The 15853-nt window shown below is 74.4% G+C and carries 13 protein-coding genes; 7 read left to right on the top strand and 6 right to left on the bottom strand.

Going from position 1 to position 15853, the window contains the following annotated elements; genetic code table 11:
* Window positions 1-91 precede the first annotated feature (91 nt).
* The gene (locus ABZX67_RS15000; protein WP_355359448.1) at window positions 92-1618 is read left to right on the top strand and encodes an amino acid permease; all 1527 of its coding nucleotides are present in this window, start codon (window positions 92-94) and stop codon (window positions 1616-1618) included.
* A 22-nt stretch (window positions 1619-1640) separates the two neighbouring features.
* On the opposite strand, the gene ABZX67_RS14995 is transcribed toward ABZX67_RS15000, so the two are convergent.
* On the bottom strand, window positions 1641-2450 hold the full coding sequence (locus tag ABZX67_RS14995) for a GntR family transcriptional regulator (protein WP_355359445.1): 810 nt from the start codon (window positions 2448-2450) through the stop codon (window positions 1641-1643).
* 194 nt (window positions 2451-2644) lie between these two features.
* On the opposite strand from ABZX67_RS14995, the gene ABZX67_RS14990 reads away from it, so the two are divergent.
* Window positions 2645-3835 (top strand): zinc-dependent alcohol dehydrogenase, encoded by a 1191-nt coding sequence (locus ABZX67_RS14990; protein ID WP_355359442.1) that lies wholly within the window; start codon window positions 2645-2647, stop codon window positions 3833-3835.
* Between the two features lie 7 nt (window positions 3836-3842).
* Here ABZX67_RS14990 and ABZX67_RS14985 read toward each other — a convergent pair whose 3' ends face one another.
* Window positions 3843-5252 carry an FAD-dependent monooxygenase gene (locus ABZX67_RS14985; protein ID WP_355359439.1) on the bottom strand — a complete coding sequence of 470 codons (1410 nt, stop codon included), beginning with the start codon at window positions 5250-5252 and terminating at the stop codon, window positions 3843-3845.
* Between the two features lie 23 nt (window positions 5253-5275).
* Window positions 5276-5653, bottom strand: coding sequence for a metalloregulator ArsR/SmtB family transcription factor (locus tag ABZX67_RS14980; RefSeq protein ID WP_355359436.1), 378 nt, complete (start codon window positions 5651-5653; stop codon window positions 5276-5278).
* A gap of 120 nt (window positions 5654-5773) precedes the next feature.
* Here ABZX67_RS14980 and ABZX67_RS14975 point away from each other — a divergent pair, with 120 nt between their 5' ends.
* The 3 genes from ABZX67_RS14975 (at window position 5774) to ABZX67_RS14965 (ending at window position 8971) form a co-directional block, all read left to right on the top strand.
* Window positions 5774-7744 (top strand): heavy metal translocating P-type ATPase, encoded by a 1971-nt coding sequence (locus ABZX67_RS14975; protein ID WP_355359433.1) that lies wholly within the window; start codon window positions 5774-5776, stop codon window positions 7742-7744.
* A 45-nt stretch (window positions 7745-7789) separates the two neighbouring features.
* On the top strand, window positions 7790-8014 hold the full coding sequence (locus ABZX67_RS14970; RefSeq protein WP_355359430.1) for a hypothetical protein: 225 nt from the start codon (window positions 7790-7792) through the stop codon (window positions 8012-8014).
* Between the two features lie 66 nt (window positions 8015-8080).
* Window positions 8081-8971 carry an alpha/beta hydrolase gene (locus tag ABZX67_RS14965; protein ID WP_355359665.1) on the top strand — a complete coding sequence of 297 codons (891 nt, stop codon included), beginning with the start codon at window positions 8081-8083 and terminating at the stop codon, window positions 8969-8971.
* Here ABZX67_RS14965 and ABZX67_RS14960 read toward each other — a convergent pair.
* A complete protein-coding gene (locus ABZX67_RS14960; protein WP_355359427.1) occupies window positions 8919-9839 on the bottom strand; it encodes a LysR substrate-binding domain-containing protein in 921 nt (306 codons plus the stop codon). The two genes, ABZX67_RS14965 and ABZX67_RS14960, sit on opposite strands and share 53 nt — an antisense overlap.
* A gap of 111 nt (window positions 9840-9950) precedes the next feature.
* Between ABZX67_RS14960 and ABZX67_RS14955 the strand changes: the two genes are divergently transcribed.
* Window positions 9951-10313, top strand: a complete 363-nt coding sequence (locus tag ABZX67_RS14955; protein WP_355359424.1) for a nuclear transport factor 2 family protein — start codon at window positions 9951-9953, stop codon at window positions 10311-10313.
* 63 nt (window positions 10314-10376) lie between these two features.
* Here the strand turns inward: ABZX67_RS14955 and ABZX67_RS14950 are convergent, their stop codons facing one another.
* Window positions 10377-11294, bottom strand: coding sequence for an NAD(P)-binding domain-containing protein (locus tag ABZX67_RS14950; RefSeq protein ID WP_355359421.1), 918 nt, complete (start codon window positions 11292-11294; stop codon window positions 10377-10379).
* A gap of 75 nt (window positions 11295-11369) precedes the next feature.
* Here ABZX67_RS14950 and ABZX67_RS14945 point away from each other — a divergent pair, with 75 nt between their 5' ends.
* The gene (locus ABZX67_RS14945; protein ID WP_355359418.1) at window positions 11370-14612 is read left to right on the top strand and encodes a BTAD domain-containing putative transcriptional regulator; all 3243 of its coding nucleotides are present in this window, start codon (window positions 11370-11372) and stop codon (window positions 14610-14612) included.
* Here the strand turns inward: ABZX67_RS14945 and ABZX67_RS14940 are convergent.
* Window positions 14609-15853 carry a GTP-binding protein gene (locus tag ABZX67_RS14940; RefSeq protein ID WP_355359415.1) on the bottom strand — a complete coding sequence of 415 codons (1245 nt, stop codon included), beginning with the start codon at window positions 15851-15853 and terminating at the stop codon, window positions 14609-14611. The genes ABZX67_RS14945 and ABZX67_RS14940 overlap by 4 nt on opposite strands.

Genomic DNA, 15853 nt, shown 5'->3' with positions numbered 1-15853 from the left:
CCGCCTCCCGGGACCGCCGAACCCGCGCGGCGCCCCCGCCCCTACCGCCACCCCTGAAGCCCCCCTGCCACCACCACTCGGAGGTACCGCCATGTCCCGCACCCTGTGGGCCCGCCCGGAGCGGCAGGCTCCGCCCCTGGACGACGAGCAGCGGCTCAGAGAGCTCGGCTACCAGCCGGTCCTGGCCCGCCGCATGGGCAGCTTCGGCAACTTCGCCATCAGCTTCTCCGTCATCTCCATCCTCTCCGGCTGCATGACCCTGTACGGCTTCGGCCTCGGCACCGGCGGCCCCGCCGTGATGCTCTGGGGCTGGGCGGGCGTCGGCCTGTTCGTGCTGTGCGTCGGCATGGCGCTCGCCGAGGTCACCAGCGCGTACCCCACCTCCGGGGCGCTGTACTACATGGCCGACCGGCTGGGCGGCCGCCGCTGGGGCTGGTACACCGGCTGGCTCAACCTGCTCGGACTGCTCGGCGCGATCGCCGGCATCGACTACGGCGCCGCCCTCTTCACCGGCGCGTTCCTCAACCTGCAGTTCGGCTTCGTGCCCACCCCCGGCTCCACCTTCGCGATCTTCCTCTGCATCCTGCTGCTGCACGCCGTGCTGAACCTCTTCGGCGTCCGCCTCGTCAGCGTCCTCAACTCCATCAGCGTCTGGTGGCACCTGACCGGCGTCGCCGTCATCGTCGGCGCGCTCGCGCTCGTGCCCGACCGCCACCAGTCGGTCGAGTTCGTCTTCACGGAGTTCGTCAACGACACGGGCTGGGCCAACCCCTTCTACGTGGCGGCCATCGGCCTGCTCCTCGCCCAGTACACCTTCTCCGGCTACGACGCCTCGGCCCACCTCTCCGAGGAGACCTCCAACGCGTCCGTCTCCGCCGCCAAGGGCATCGTGCGGGCCATCTGGGTTTCCTGGATCGCCGGTTTCGCGCTGCTCGCCGGGCTGACCTTCGCCATCCAGGACTACGCGGGCACGCAGAACAGCGCGACCGGCGTACCGCCCGCGCAGATCCTCATCGACGCGCTGGGCACCGCCGGCGCCACCGCCCTGCTCCTGGTGGTCATCGTGGCGCAGCTCTTCTGCGGCAACGCCGAGGTCGCCGCCGCCAGCCGCATGGTGTTCGCCTTCAGCCGGGACAACGCCCTGCCCGGCTCGGCGCTCTGGCGCAAGGTCAGCAGCCGCACGCAGACCCCGGCCAACGCGGTGTGGCTGTCGGTCGCCGTCGCGGGCGTGCTCGCCGTTCCCTCGCTGTACTCGGCGACCGCCTACGGCGCCGTCACCGCCATCAACGTCATCGGGATCACCCCCGCCTACGCCATCCCGATCTTCCTGCGGCTGCGCGCGGGAGACCGCTTCCAGCCCGGGCCCTGGTCGCTGGGCCGCTGGTCCAAGCCCATCGGCTGGACCGCCGTCGTCTGGGTCGCCGCGGTCACCGTGCTCTTCTGCCTGCCCCAGAAGGCACCGGTGACCATCGATTCGATGAACTACGCCGTGATCGCGCTCGCCGTGGTGCTGATCCTGGCGAGCGTGTGGTGGTACGTCGCCCGCCGCTCGTACGGCACGCCCTCGCCGTACGGCAACGCCCGCGAACAGGCGGAGATCGCCGAGGGCATCGTCTGACGCCGCCCCGCGTACCCGTGGCTCAGCTGGTGAACTCGTACGTCCAGGTGTACGTCCAGGAGGCGGACTCCTGCGACTCCGGGGACTCGTGCGACTCCTGGGGCTCCGGGGATCGCGGAGGTTCCGGCGCGAACCGGATGTCCGTCACCTCCAGCACGTGCCCGTGCTGGTCGCTCACCTCCCGGTGCACGGCCAGGCACGCGAAGGCGCCCGCCGCGCGGTCGACGCCGATGGACTCGCGCCGCGTCAGCCGCAGCCCGGCCCGGTGCATCCAGTGGTACAGCAGCCGCAGGTCCGGCCTGGCGGGCCGGGCCTGCGGGCGCCGGTAGCCGGCCAGTTCGGGCACCTCGGCCAGCGCGTACCGGGAGAACCGGGTCAGGGCCCACTGCCGTACGGGCGCGGAGCCTCCGGTCCCCGTCCCCAGCACCCGGTGGCGGTGGACCAGCGCCGGCTCGCCGGGCAGCAGCCCGAGCCGCTCGGCCAGCTCCGGCGGTGCGGGCTCCCAGGCGAGGCCCACCTCGGCGAGCGCGTCCGGCGCGCCCGGCCCGCAGGGGAACTGGAGCAGCCCGGGCGCGAGGACCGGCTTGGGCGCCTGTGCGCCGCCGCCGGTGGCGGCGAAGGTGCCGCGCCGCTCGGTGACGACGAGGCGCTCGTCGCGCAGCAGGCGCAGGGCGCTGCGGACGGTCTGCCGGTTCACCCGGAAGCGCTGCACCAGGGAGCGCTCGGACGGCAGCCGGGTGCCCGGCGCTATCCGGCGGTGGATGAGGTCGTCGCGCAGCGCGGCGGCGACCTGGAGGTAGAGCGGAAGTGCGGGGGCCTGAGGCTCAGCCATGTTCAACCCTCAATTTCCTTCGCTCAGCGTAGCGGAGCGTGCTGTTTGCGTGAGGAATCCTTATCATTGGTCTAAACCTTCACGGAAGGGGGGTCCGGCCCGTCCCCCGCACTCTGGCCGAAAACGGATTCACCGGCGACGCGCCCGGGTACCCGGTGCGCGCCCCCGCAGGAGCCGGTGAAGGGACACGCACGATGAGGGCCGTGACATGGCAGGGCAAGCGCGACGTACGGGTGGAGACAGTGCCGGACCCCCGGATCGAACATCCGACGGACGCGGTCATCAAGGTCACCTCCACCGGGCTGTGCGGCTCGGACCTGCACTTGTACGAGGTGCTCACGCCGTTCATGACCCCCGGCGACATCCTCGGGCACGAGCCGATGGGCATCGTGGAGGAGGTCGGCGCCGAGGTGCCGGACCTCAAGCCCGGCGACCGGGTCGTCGTCCCCTTCCAGATCGCCTGCGGCCACTGCTGGATGTGCGTCTCGGGGCTCCCGACCCAGTGCGAGACCACCCAGGTGCGGCAGGAGGGCATGGGCGCCGCCCTGTTCGGCTATTCGCGGCTGTACGGCTCTGTGCCCGGCGGCCAGGCCGAGTACCTTCGCGTGCCGCAGGCGCAGTTCGGCCCCATCAAGGTCCCCGAGGGCCCGCCCGACGACCGCTACCTCTACCTCTCCGACGTCCTGCCGACCGCCTGGCAGGCCGTGCGGTACGCCGATATCCCGCCCGGCGGCTCCGTCGCCGTCCTCGGACTCGGCCCCATCGGCGACATGTGCTGCCGCATCGCCCTCCACCAGGGCGCCGCGCAGGTCATCGGCGTCGACCTGGTGGGGGACCGCCTCCAGCGCGCGAAGGCGCGCGGGGTCGAGGTGTTCGACCTGAGCGGCCACGACAGCCAGGAGGAGCTGGTGGACGCGGTCAAGGCCCACACCCGGGGCCGCGGCCCCGACGCCGTCATCGACGCCGTCGGCACCGAGGCGCACGGCAGCCCCCTGGCCCGCACCCAGCAGCAGGCCGCCGGTCTGCTGCCCAAGTCGTGGGCGGCCAGGCTCCACCAGAAGGCCGGAACCGACCGGCTCGCCGCCCTGTACCTCGCCATCGACCTGGTGCGGCGCGGCGGCACGATCTCCCTCAGCGGCGTCTACGGCGGCGCCGCCGACCCGCTGCCGATGATGACGCTGTTCGACAAGCAGATCCAGCTGCGCATGGGCCAGGCCAACGTCCGCCGCTGGGTCGACGACATCCTGCCCCTGCTCACCGACGACGACCCGCTCGGCGTGGACGGCTTCGCCACCCACCACCTCCCGCTGGCCGACGCCCCGCACGCGTACCGGATGTTCCAGCACAAGGACGACGGCGCGGTGAAGGTGGTCATGCGCCCGTGACGCTAGGTCAGGCGCCCGCGGACTCCCGCCACATCTGCGGCTCGGTGGGCGCCTCGCGGACCGGGCCGAACAGCACCGCCCGCACGATCCGCGGCGCGAACAGCGCGGTCGGCGGCTCCACCAGTGACAGGACGGAGCGGAAGGCCGCGCCCACCTCCGGGTCGCCCACCGCCCGTGCCTGGACCCGCTGGAGGTACCAGGCGACGGCCCGGTCGGCGGCCCGCGTCCGCGCGGCGTCGCCGCGGGCGCCCGGCATGTTCCGGTCGGCGCCCGCCGAGACGTCCCACGCCTGCCGGGAGGCGTCGAACAGCGCGCGCTGCACACGCCGGGTCGTCGGCGTACGCCGCGGATGGGCGAGCGCGTCGCGCAGCGCCACCGCGGAGAGCGCGGCGACGGACATGCCCTGCCCGTAGATCGGGTTGAACGTGCACAGCGCGTCGCCGGTGGCGAGGAAGCCGGCCGGGCGGCGGCCCGGACGGTCGTAGCGCCGCCGCACGTTCGCCGTCCGGCGGAAGCCGTGGACCGGCCCCTCGGGCTCGGCCTTGGCCAGCCACTCGCTCACCAGGGGGTGGGGCAGGCGGGCCGCGTACTCCTCGAACGCCTCGGCGTCCGTGGGCGGTTCGTCGCCGCGCAGCCCGGAGAGCGTCACCAGGTGGCGCCCCTCTTCGGTGGGAAGCACCACGGCGCCGCGCGTCTGGTGCGGGTTGGGGACGATGTACTGGCCCAGCCCGTCGGTGCCGTCGCCCGCCGAGCCGTCGCGGTACACCCTCGTCGCGTAGGCGAGGCCCGTGTCCAGCGTCTCCTCGTGCGGCGGCTCCGCGCCGATCGCCGACAGCCACGCAGGCGCGCGCGAGCCGCGCCCGGACGCGTCCACGACCAGGTCCGCCGCGAGTGGCCGCGCCTCCCGTTCGGCGCCCTGGGCCGCGCCGCGCTCCCGCAGCAGCACGCCCCTCACGCGCGCGGCGTCGCCGACCAGTCCGACGGCCTCCGTGCCCTCGACGGTCCGGATCCTGGGGTCGGCCAGCACGCGGCGGCGCACGACGTGCTCCAGGTGCGGCCGGGAGCCGGTGAGCAGGTACGCGCTCGCGGGCGTGCGGCGGTACCAGTGCCCGTCCTGCCACTGTACGAGGTCCTCGGGCATGCCGACGCGGGGCGCCCCCTGGGCGCGCAGCTCGTCCACCACGCCGGGCAGCAACTCGTCCAGGGCCCGCCGGCCGCTGTCCAGCAGGACGTGGATGTGTCGTCCCTGCGGCACGCCCGCGCGGGGCTCCGGTCCCTCGGGGAAGCGGTCCCGCTCGACGATGGTCACGCGCTCCGCGTGGTCCGCCAGCACCCGGGCCGCGAGGAGTCCGGCGAGACTTCCGCCGATGACCACCGCGTGCCGCACGTCGTGCGCCGTCTCCAACTCGTCGGCCATGCCCGCCCCTTCGGGTCGTCCGTCTAGGACTGCCCAGTATCCACGGCGGATTGGGGCAGATCACGCGCGCCCAGCCGAAGGTGCTCGATGTGGTACACGGCCTCGTCCAGCAGTTGGGCCACGTGGTTGTCGTAAAGGCTGTACTCGATCCGGCGGCCCTGGCGCACGCCGGTGACCAGGCCCAGCGCCCGCAGCAGGCGCAGCTGGTGCGAGACGGCGGACTGCTCCATGGCGACCGACTCGGCGAGCTCCGTCACCCCGCAGGGGCCCTGGCGCAGCCGGGTCAGGATCATCAGCCGGGATGGCGTGGCGAGGGCCTGCAGCGTGGCGGCGATGGTGGCCGCGGACTCCGCGTCGAGGCGGGCTGCGGGGGTCGTCTCGCCATGCACTCCGTGTCCCATGCAGGTCATCGTAACCGCGTGTCCACACGTATAGATGAAGACGTCTTCATGTATTCGGGTATGGTGAGACCGTACTCCCCGTCCTCACCCCCGTGCGTCCCTTGGAGAGGTGTGCCTCCGATGGCTTCCCCGGTGCTCGACACCGACCGGTCCGCTTCCCGGTCCGCGGCTCCCTCCGCCGCCCCCGCGCCCCCCGCCCGCCGGACCCGGCTCCTCGCCCTGCCCGAAGTGCGCTGGGCGGCCCTGTCCGCCGTCGCCTTCCTGGCGGCGTTCCCGCTCGACCTGGCCGGGGCGCCGGCGTGGGCCTGGGGCCCGCTCTACGCCCTGTGCTACGCCGCCGGCGGCTGGGAGCCGGGCTGGGCCGGACTCCAGGCGCTGCGCGAGAAGTCCCTCGACGTCGACCTGCTCATGGTCGTCGCGGCCCTCGGCGCCGCCTCGATCGGCCAGTTCCTCGACGGCGGGCTGCTCATCGTCATCTTCGCCGTCTCCGGCGCGCTGGAGGCCCTCGCGACCCGTCGTACCGCCGACTCGGTGCGCGGCCTGCTCGACCTCGCCCCCGCCAAGGCCGTACGGCTGACGGACACCGGGGAGGAACCGGTGGACGTGGCCGACCTGCGGGTCGGCGACCTCGTCCTCGTACGGCCGGGGGAGCGGCTGCCCGCCGACGGCACGGTCCTCGACGGCGCGAGCGACGTCGACCAGGCCACCATCACCGGCGAACCGCTGCCCGCCGCCAAGGCCCCCGGAGACGAGGTCTTCGCGGGCACCCTGAACGGCACCGGCGCGCTGCGCGTCCGCGTCGACAAGGACGCCTCCGAGTCGGTCATCGCCCGGATCGTCGCCATGGTCGAGGAGGCCAGCGCGACGAAGGCCCCGACCCAGCTGTTCATCGAGAAGATCGAGCAGCGCTACTCGGTGGGCGTGGTCGTCGCGACCCTGGCGCTGTTCGCCGTGCCGCTCGCCCTCGGCGCGGAGTTCACCGAAACGCTGCTGCGGGCCATGACGTTCATGATCGTTGCCTCGCCGTGCGCGGTCGTCCTCGCCACCATGCCGCCGCTGCTGTCCGCCATCGCCAACGCCGGGCGCCACGGCGTCCTCGTCAAGTCGGCCGTCGTGATGGAGCGCCTCGGCCAGGTCGACCGCGTGGCCCTGGACAAGACCGGCACCCTCACCGAGGGGGCCCCGCGCGTCACCGGCATCCGGCTGCTGAACGACACCGAGACCGACACCGTCACCGAGTCGGAGGTCCTGTCCCTCGCCGCCGCGGCCGAGCTCCCCAGCGAACACCCCCTGGCCCGCGCGGTCGTCGCGGCCGCGCGGGAGCGGGACCTGCCGGTGCCCGCCGCCACCGACTTCGCCTCGACCCCGGGCGTCGGCGTCCGGGCCCTCGTCGAGGGGCGGAAGGTCACGGTCGGCCGCCCGGAGGCGCCGTCCGACACCGTGCGCGAGGTAGAGGCCGAAGGCCGCACCGCCGTCGTCGTCACCGTCGACTCCACCCCCGTCGCCGTCCTCGGCGTCGCCGACCGGCTGCGCGACGGGGCCCCGGCCGCCGTCGCCGCCCTCGCCCGGCTCAGCGGCACCGCGCCCGCCCTGCTGACCGGCGACAACGAGGCCGCCGCCCGGCGGATCGCCGCCGAGGCCGGGATCGAGGACGTCCGGGCCGGGCTGCTGCCCGAGGACAAGGTGGCGGCCGTCCGCGCGTGGGAGCGCGCGGGGCAGCGCACCCTCGTGGTGGGCGACGGCGTCAACGACGCCCCGGCCCTCGCGGCCGCGCACAGCGGTGTCGCGATGGGCCGCGCCGGCTCGGACCTGGCCCTGGAGACCGCCGACGCCGTCGTCGTACGCGACGAACTGGCCACGGTCCCCGCGGTCGTGGCCCTCTCCCGGCGCGCCCGCACCCTGGTCGTGCAGAACCTCGTCATCGCGGGCGTCTGCATCGGCGCCCTGGTCGTCTGGGACCTCGCCGGCCACCTGCCGCTCCCGCTCGGCGTCGCCGGCCACGAGGGCTCCACGGTCCTCGTCGGCCTCAACGGCCTGCGCCTGCTGCGCGAGTCGGCGTGGCGGAAGGCGCTCGCGGCGCCCTCCGGCTGAGGCCCGGGGGCCGCGCGCCGGTCCTTCGCGGCAGAATGCCGAGCCATGACCGACACCGAACCCTCCCGCTTCCTGCGCCTTGTCCTGCGCGCCGACGCCTTCACCACCTCCACTCCCGGCACGATCACGCTGATCGTGGCCCTGCTCACGCTCGTCTTCACCGACACCGCCGCGGGCTTCGGCGCCGCGGCGGTCCTCTTCGCCGCGTGGGTCGCCGTCGGCTGGACCGGCCGCAGGCATCAGCGGCCGGGCGGGCGGAACCGGGGATGAGGAAGGAGTGCCCGGCCGCGCCGACGGTAAGACGTGATGCGTGAGCCGAGCCCCAGGGAGGCCGGGATGTTCGAGGGCTTCGAGACAGCGCGGATCGACACCGGTGAGGCTTCCGTCTTCGTACGCTTCGGCGGAAGCGGTCCGCCCGTGGTGCTGCTGCACGGTCACCCCCGCACCTCGGCGACGTGGCACCGGGTCGCTCCGCTGCTCGTGCGGGCCGGCCACACGGTGGTGTGCCCGGACCTGAGGGGGTACGGGCGCTCCCGGGGGCCGCGTTTCACAGCGGATCACGCGGGCTATTCCAAGCGCGCGGTCGCCGGGGACGTGGTGGCCGTGATGCGCCGCCTCGGGCATCGCCGGTTCGCGCTCGTCGGCCACGACCGCGGAGGAGCCGTGGCCCTGCGCCTGACGCTCGACCACCCGGAGACCGTCTCCCGGGTGGTCTTCGCGGACTGCCTGCCGCTGACGGAACACCTGTCGCGGATCACCGTCGAGTTCGCCACCCAGTGGTGGCACTGGTTCTTCTTCGCGCAGCCGGGCATCCCCGAGCGGGTCATCACCGCCGATCCCACCGGTTGGTACCGCGGCGACCCCGAGGACATGGGGCAGGAGAACCACGACGAATGGCGGCGGGCCACCTCCGATCCCGACGTGGTGCGGGCGATGCTCGAGGACTATCGCGCCGGTCTTACCGTCGACCGGCGGCATGAGGAGGCCGACCGTGCCGCCGGTGCGCGCATCGCCTGCCCGACGCTCGTCCTCTGGTCACTCCGGGACGACCTGGAGGACCTGTACGGCGATCCCCGCGCGATCTGGCGCCGGTGGGCCGCCGACGTCCGGGGCCACGGCATCGACTCCGGACACCACGTCGCCGAACAAGCGCCCGAAGAACTGGCCTCGGCGCTCACCGACTTCCTGCGGCCGGACCGGGACCGCCTTGATCAGCGGGTCCGCTGAAGGCCTGCCCGCAGTGCCGCAGCAGCTCGCGTACCGCCGGGTTGTGCGTGCTCCGCCAGACGAGGACGAGCAGCGCGGGGGTGGTGATGTCGTCGAGGGGGAGGGCGGTGAGGCGGTCGCCGTAGTGCCGGGCCATCGAATCGCTGAGGACGGCGACGCCGAGCCCGCGGGCGGCGAGGTCGGCGATGGCGTCCGGGGCGCTGGCCTCCAGGGCGATCGGGGGCCGGACGCCCTGGGCCGCGCAGGCGTCGTCGAACACCGTGCGCAGGCCGGTGCCGGGCGGCATGCAGACCAGCGGGTGGGAGCACGCGTCGCGCAGGGTGACCCGCCGGCGCCGCGCCAGGGGATGCCCGGCCGGGACCGCGACGCAGAGCCGCTCGTCGATGAGGGTCAGCGCGTCCAGCCCCTCCGGGACGGCGGCCGCGGCCCCGATCAGGGCCAGATCGAGGGTGCCCGCGCGCACCGCCTCGGCGAGCCGGTCGGAGCGGTCCTCCAGCAGCGAGAGCTCCACCCCGGGATGGGCTCCACGGAACGAGGCGAGCGCGTCGAACAGCGGCGTGACGGTGCAGCCGCTGACCATCCCGACGGTCACGCGCCCGCGGATCAGGTCCGTCACCTCGCCCACCGCCTGGCCGACCGCCCGGGCGGCGGCGAGAGCGGCGCGGGCCGGTTCGAGGGCCGCCTTCCCCGCGACGGTGAGGGTGACGGTCCGCGCGGAACGGTCGAACAGCTCGGCCCCGAGCTCCCGTTCCAGCTGCCGGATCTGCGCACTGACGCCGGACTGGCTGATGTGCACCCGCTCCGCGGCCCAGGTGAAGTTCCGCTCTTCGGCGACGGCGACGAAGTACTCCAGCTGCCTCAGTTCCATGACTGAGGATTCTAGTTCTCAGAAGAACCATCTGTTCGACTTCTGATCGGGAGGTCGGGAGGATCGGAAGCGCTGAAAGACCGACACCCAGCCCGCCTCCAGGAGGAATCCATGCCGGAGTACGAGAAGGCCATGCGCCCCGAGGACATCACCCGCCTGCTCGTCGAACGCTCCAACGCCGGCGACGCGGCCGGAGTCGCCGCGCTCTACGAGGAGGACGCCGTGCTGGCCTATCCTCCCGGCCGGCAGACGGTGGGCCGTGAGGCGATCCGCGCCCTGTGGGAGAAGGTGCTCGCGGGCGGGCCGCGGTTCGAGCCGGAAGAGCCCCTCCCGACGCTGATCAGCGGCGACATCGCCCTTACCTCGACCCCGCCGAAGGACGGTGCCGGCGCTCGCGCGCAGGTGGTCAGGCGCCAGCCGGACGGAAGCTGGCTGCGCCTGCTCGACCAGCCCGAGTTCGTCCCGCTGCCCTGACACACGGGGAGGCACCCGGCCGGATGTTCCGGCCGGGCGCCCCGGCCCGGCAGGCCGCCGCGGCTACGCCCGGCCCCGGAAGACCTCGACGAGGGCGGCATAGCTCGCACCGGCGTGGCCCGCGTCGATGGCGCGCTCGGTGAGGGCCTGGATACGGGCCGGCCAGTCGGTGTCGACGCCGGCGGCCGCGCTCTCCCGCACCAGGTGCTTCATGGTGGCCAGATGGGTCTCCAGAGCTGCGTCCTCGGCCGGGTAGGCGCCGCGGTCGATCTGGCCGGCGTACGCGCTGATGAACCCGGTCACGCTGCCCACCCACTGGTTGGTGAAGGGCGCGAACGTGCCGGCGTCGACCTTCGCCGCGCCGAGCAGCGCGGCTCCGTGCAGGAACGCGTTGAGCGTGCCCCACATGACGCCGAGCAGCGCCACGTCGTACAGGGAGGCGAGCCCGGGGTCCTCGCCGAAGAAGGTCGCCTTGCCGAGCCGGCCGAGGGTCTCGCGGTGCTTCTCGAAGGCCTCCGGCGCCCCGCTGAACAACAGGAACGCGTCCGGGCTGCCGATCACCTCGGGGATGGCCATGATCGCGCCGTCCACGTAGTCGGTGGTCCACTGCGCCAGCTCGCGCGCCTCCTCGGAGGTCCCGGAGGTGAGGTTGACGAGGGTACGTCCCGCGAGGTCGTCCCGGTACGGGCCGAGCGCGTCGCGTACCGCGGTGGCGTCGCTGAGGCAGACGACGACCAGGGAGCTCGCCCGGAGGGCGTCGGCGAGGGAGGGCGTGAACACGGCCCCGCGGGCGACCAGTTCGTCCGCCTTGCCCGCGGACCGGTTCCACACGGTGGTCGGGTGACCCGCGTCGAGGAAGGTGCCGGCGAGGGCCCTGCCCATCAGGCCCAGGCCGATGACGGTGACGGCCTCGCCGCCCCGGTCGGCGTTCGACGCGGCGTCAGAAACGGTGCTGGTTACGGGATTCGGTGTGTTGGTCATGGCACGACTGTGCGCGAGCGGGGTTCCGGTCCGTCTCCGGAAACGTTCCGGTGAGGTTGCGGGTAACGTGACGGGGTGCGTTTCGGAGTGCTGGGTCCCCTGGAGGTGCGGACGTCGGACGGGCAGCCCGTACGGGTCCGTGAGGCGAGGGTCCGCGCCCTGCTGACCGCGCTCCTGGTGCACCGGGGCCGGGCCGTCTCGGTCGACCGGCTCATCGACGCCCTGTGGGGCGACGCGCCACCGGCGAACGACGTGCGCACCCTGCGGTCCAAGGTCTCGCTGCTGCGGCGCACCCTGGAGGACGCCGAGCCGGGCGGCCGCGACCTCATCGAGTCCCGGCCACCGGGCTACCTGCTGCGGGTCGACGACGGCGCGGTCGACGCCGGACGCTTCGAGGCGCTGCTGCGCCGGGCGCAGGCGTCCACCGGCGACCCGCGTGCCAGGGCCCGGCTGCTCCGCGAGGCCGCGGGGCTGTGGCGGGGCGAGGCGGCGTTCGCCGACCACGCCGACGCCGATTTCGTACGCGCCGAAGCCCGGCGGCTGGAGGAACAGCGGCTGGCCGCACTGGAGGAACTGGCCGAGGCACGGCTCGAACTGGGCGAGCACGCGCTGCTCGCCGGCGAGCTGGGCGAACTCGTCGCCGCGCACCCGCTGCGCGAGCGGCTGCGGGCCGCCCACGTCCGCGCCCTCTACCTCGCGGGCCGGCAGGACGAAGCGCTGGCGAGCCTCGCCGAGCTGCGCGACCGGCTGCGCGACGACCTCGGCCTCGACCCCGGCCCCCGGCTGGCCGCACTGCACGAGGCGATTCTGCGGCAGGACGCCGACCTCGCCCCCGCGGCCGCCGCCACGGCGTCGCACGGCGTACGGCAACACGGCAACCTGCCCGCCCCGCTGACCGACCTCGTCGGTCGCGACGAGGACGTACGACGGATCGAGGCGCTGCTGACGCGCGAGCGGCTGGTGACGCTGACCGGCGCCGGCGGGGTCGGCAAGACGCGGCTCGCACTGGAGGCGGCCGCACGCCGCGCCCTCGGACTCGCGGACGGCGCCCGGCTGGTGGAGCTCACCACGGCACGCACCGCCGCGGAGGTGCACGAGGCCGTCGCGGCGGTACTCGGCCTGCGGGACGACCCGCGCGTGCCCGCGCGGCCCGCGGCCGACCAGCTCGCCGTCGCCCTCCGGGGCCGCGACACGCTGCTGGTGCTGGACAACTGCGAGCACGTCGTCGAGCCGGTCGCCGAGCTGACCGCACAGCTCCTGCGGGCCGCGCCCGCCCTGCGGGTCCTGGCCACCAGCCAGGAGCCGCTGTCGGTCGTCGGCGAACGCCTGTGGCCCGTGGCGCCCCTGGACCTCCCGGACGCCGACGCGCACATCGACCCCGACGGACGCGACGCGTACGACGCCGACGAGCCCGACACGGACCGGCTGCTGCGCTCCAGCGCCGTACGGCTCTTCGTCTCACGCGCCACCGCCGCCGCCCCCGACTTCCGGCTCGAACCGGGCAACGCGCGGGCCGTCGCCACCATCTGCCGCCGCCTGGACGGCATCCCCCTCGCGCTCGAGATGGCCGCCGCCCGGGTGCGCCACATGCCGGTGGCCGAGCTCGCCGCCCGGCTCGACGACCGCTTCCGGGTGCTCACCGCCACCCTCCGCTCCGCCCCGACGCGGCAGCGGACGCTGCGCGCCGCCCTCGACTGGAGCTGGGGCCTGCTCGGCGAGCAGGAGCGGATCGTGCTGCGCCGCCTGGCGGTGTGCGCCGACGGATGCACGCTGGAGGCCGCCGAGGCGGTCTGCGCCGGCGGCCGGGTGCGCAGCGCCGACGTCCTCGACCTGCTGAGCCGGCTGGTCGACCGCTCGCTGGTCGCCCGGCACGACGGCCGCTACCGGCTGCTGGAGTCGGTCGCGGCCTACTGCGCGGAGCGGCTGGCCGAGGCCGGGGACGACGAGGTCCGGGGCGCGCGCGACCGCCACGTCGCCCACTACACCGCGTTCGCCGCACACGCCGACGCCCGCCTCCGGGGTCCCGAGCAGCGCCTCTGGCTGCGCCGGCTGGAAGCCGAGACCGCCAACGTCCGCGCCGCCCTCGACCACGCGGTACGCCACGGCCTCGGGGACGCGGCCCTGCGGCTGGCCAACTCCATGGCGTGGTACTGGTTCCTGCGCGGCCGGTTCGCCGAGGCGCGGCGCTCCTTCGACCTCGCGCTGTCCGGCGACGGCGCCCCCGCACGGAAGGCCGCCGCCCGCGCATGGCGGGCGGGCATGTCGCTGCTCCTGCTCGACACGCGGTACGAGACCGACGACCAGGCGGCGGTGACGTCGTACGACACCGTCGACGACCCCGCGGGCCGGGCCCGTGCGCGGTGGTTCCTCGCGTTGAGCAGGACCGGGTTCGGCGATGCGGCGGTGACCTGCCACCTCGCCGAACGGGCGCATGCCGGGTTCGAGGAGCTGGGCGACCGCTGGGGCGCCGCCGCGGCGCTGGCGGTCCGCGCCGAAGTCCTCCTCCACCAGGGCAGGCTGGACGAGGCGCGGACGGACGCCCGGCAGGCGCGGGCCGCCTTCGAGGAACTCGGCGACGGGTGGGGCCGGCTCCAGGCCGCGTACACCCTCGGGGACCTGGCCGAGATGGCGGGCGACTACGGCGCGGCGGAGGGCCTGCGCGAGGAGGGCCATCGGCTCGCGAGCGCGCTCGACCTATGGAACGACGCGTCCAGGATGCTGGCACGGCTCGGCCGCACCGCCGTGCTCACCGGTGACCTCGACCGCGCCGAGGAGCTCCACGAGCGCGCCAGGCGGCTGGCCGCCGCACACGCCTACCAGCGTGGCGAGGAGTTCGCCGAGGTGGGGCTGGGGATCGTGGCGCGCCGCCAGGGCAGGCTCGACGACGCCGCGGCGCACTTCCACGCCTGGCTCGACTGGTGCCGCCGGTGGGAAGGAGACCACGGCGTGGCGTTCATCCTCGCCGAGCTCGGGTTCATCGCCGAACAGCGCGGTGACGCCGCCGCGGCCCGGGAGCTCCACCGGGAAGGACTCGGCCACGCCCGCCGCACCGGCGACCCGCGCGCCCTCGCCCTCGCCTTCGAGGGCCTCGCCGGAGCGGAGGCCCTGGCCGGCGAGCCCGTGCGGGCCGCCCGCCTGCTCGGCGCGGCGGCCGCCGCCCGCGACGCGGTCGGCACGCCGCTGCCCAAGGCGGAACGCGGCGACGTCGACCGCATCACCGATCGCGTCCGCGCGACCCTGGCGCCGGAGGCGTACGACCACGCCTTCGCGCAGGGCGCGGCGGACTTCCCCGCCTGCGCGGGCCCCGACATCCCCTAAGCGGAAATCCCCTGAACGCCGACGCCCCCACCCACACCCACGTGTGAGTGGTCGTGCCGGTGCACGGGTCCTTCGTCGAGGTCGCAGGCGTCGTCCGCCCCGTGGACGTCCCACGCGGGGAACGGGTCCTCCCACGGGCCGCTCTCGCGCTCCGTCATCAGGCAGGCATCCAAGGCGGTGTGCAGCGCGTCGGCGCGCAGCTCCGTCCCGATGAAGACCAGCTCCTGGCCGCCCTGGTCGCCGTCCTCGCGGGCGCCGGACGGCTCGAAGCGGGCGACGGCGCCGGCCTGGGACCACAGCCCGGTCACGTGGTCGCGGCCGGCGAGCCGGAAGAAGCCCTTGGAGCGCAGGATGTGCCCGTAGGCTCCGCTGTCCATGCCCTCGGTGACGAACCGCCACAGCCGCTCGGGGTGGAAGGCGCGGTCCGCCCGGAAGACGGTGGAGGAGATGCCGTACTCCTCGGTCTCGGGGACGTGGTCGCCGTTGAGCTCCATGACCCAGCCGGGCGCCTGCTGGGCGCGCTCCAGGTCGAACAGGCCGGTGCCCAGGATGTCCTTGGGCTCCACCCGGCCGCGCTCGGCGGTCAAAATCCGGGCGGCCGGGTTGAGCCGGGTGAGCGCGGCCGCCAGCCGGGCCGCGTCCGCCTCCCCGACGAGGTCCAGCTTGTTGAGGACGATGACGTCCGCGAACTCGATCTGGTCCATCAGCAGATCGCTGACCGTGCGCTCGTCGTCCTCGTACTGGTCGAGGCCCCGCTCGGCGAGCCCGTCGCCGCCCGCCAGCTCGGGCAGGAAGTTCGCCGCGTCGACGACCGTGACCATGGTGTCGAGCCGGGCCAGGTCGCCCAGGGTGGCGCCGTCGTCGCGGGGGAAGGCGAAGGTCGCGGCGACGGGCATCGGCTCCGAGATGCCGCTGGACTCGATGAGGAGGTAGTCGAAGCGGCCCTCGCGGGCCAGCCGGTCCACCTCCTCCAGGAGGTCGTCGCGCAGGGTGCAGCAGATGCACCCGTTGGTCATCTCGACCAGCCGCTCCTCGGTGCGGGAGAGGGCCGCCTCGCCGCCGCGCACCAGGGCGGCGTCGATGTTGACCTCGCTCATGTCGTTGACGATCACGGCGACCCGCAGGCCCTCCCGGTTGCCCAGGACGTGGTTGAGCAGCGTCGTCTTGCCCGCGCCGAGGAAGCCGGAGAGGACCGTGACCGGGAGGCGGGCGTCGGACGCGGTCGCCGTGGCCGTCGTCAT

Source organism: Streptomyces sp. NPDC003036, assembly GCF_040611175.1.
Taxonomy (GTDB): Bacteria; Actinomycetota; Actinomycetes; order Streptomycetales; family Streptomycetaceae; genus Streptomyces.
The sequence above is the reverse complement of the archived record's forward strand: the minus strand, read 5'-3'. Positions and strand labels throughout refer to the sequence as shown.

Coding starts and splice junctions, on each gene's coding strand:
- ABZX67_RS15000 (WP_355359448.1), top strand. CDS start 92: ATGTCCCGCACCCTGTGGGCCCGCCCGGAGCGGCAGGCTCCGCCCCTG.
- ABZX67_RS14995 (WP_355359445.1), bottom strand. CDS start 2,450: ATGGCTGAGCCTCAGGCCCCCGCACTTCCGCTCTACCTCCAGGTCGCC.
- ABZX67_RS14990 (WP_355359442.1), top strand. CDS start 2,645: ATGAGGGCCGTGACATGGCAGGGCAAGCGCGACGTACGGGTGGAGACA.
- ABZX67_RS14985 (WP_355359439.1), bottom strand. CDS start 5,252: ATGGCCGACGAGTTGGAGACGGCGCACGACGTGCGGCACGCGGTGGTC.
- ABZX67_RS14980 (WP_355359436.1), bottom strand. CDS start 5,653: ATGGGACACGGAGTGCATGGCGAGACGACCCCCGCAGCCCGCCTCGAC.
- ABZX67_RS14975 (WP_355359433.1), top strand. CDS start 5,774: ATGGCTTCCCCGGTGCTCGACACCGACCGGTCCGCTTCCCGGTCCGCG.
- ABZX67_RS14970 (WP_355359430.1), top strand. CDS start 7,790: ATGACCGACACCGAACCCTCCCGCTTCCTGCGCCTTGTCCTGCGCGCC.
- ABZX67_RS14965 (WP_355359665.1), top strand. CDS start 8,081: ATGTTCGAGGGCTTCGAGACAGCGCGGATCGACACCGGTGAGGCTTCC.
- ABZX67_RS14960 (WP_355359427.1), bottom strand. CDS start 9,839: ATGGAACTGAGGCAGCTGGAGTACTTCGTCGCCGTCGCCGAAGAGCGG.
- ABZX67_RS14955 (WP_355359424.1), top strand. CDS start 9,951: ATGCCGGAGTACGAGAAGGCCATGCGCCCCGAGGACATCACCCGCCTG.
- ABZX67_RS14950 (WP_355359421.1), bottom strand. CDS start 11,294: ATGACCAACACACCGAATCCCGTAACCAGCACCGTTTCTGACGCCGCG.
- ABZX67_RS14940 (WP_355359415.1), bottom strand. CDS start 15,853: ATGACGACGGCCACGGCGACCGCGTCCGACGCCCGCCTCCCGGTCACG.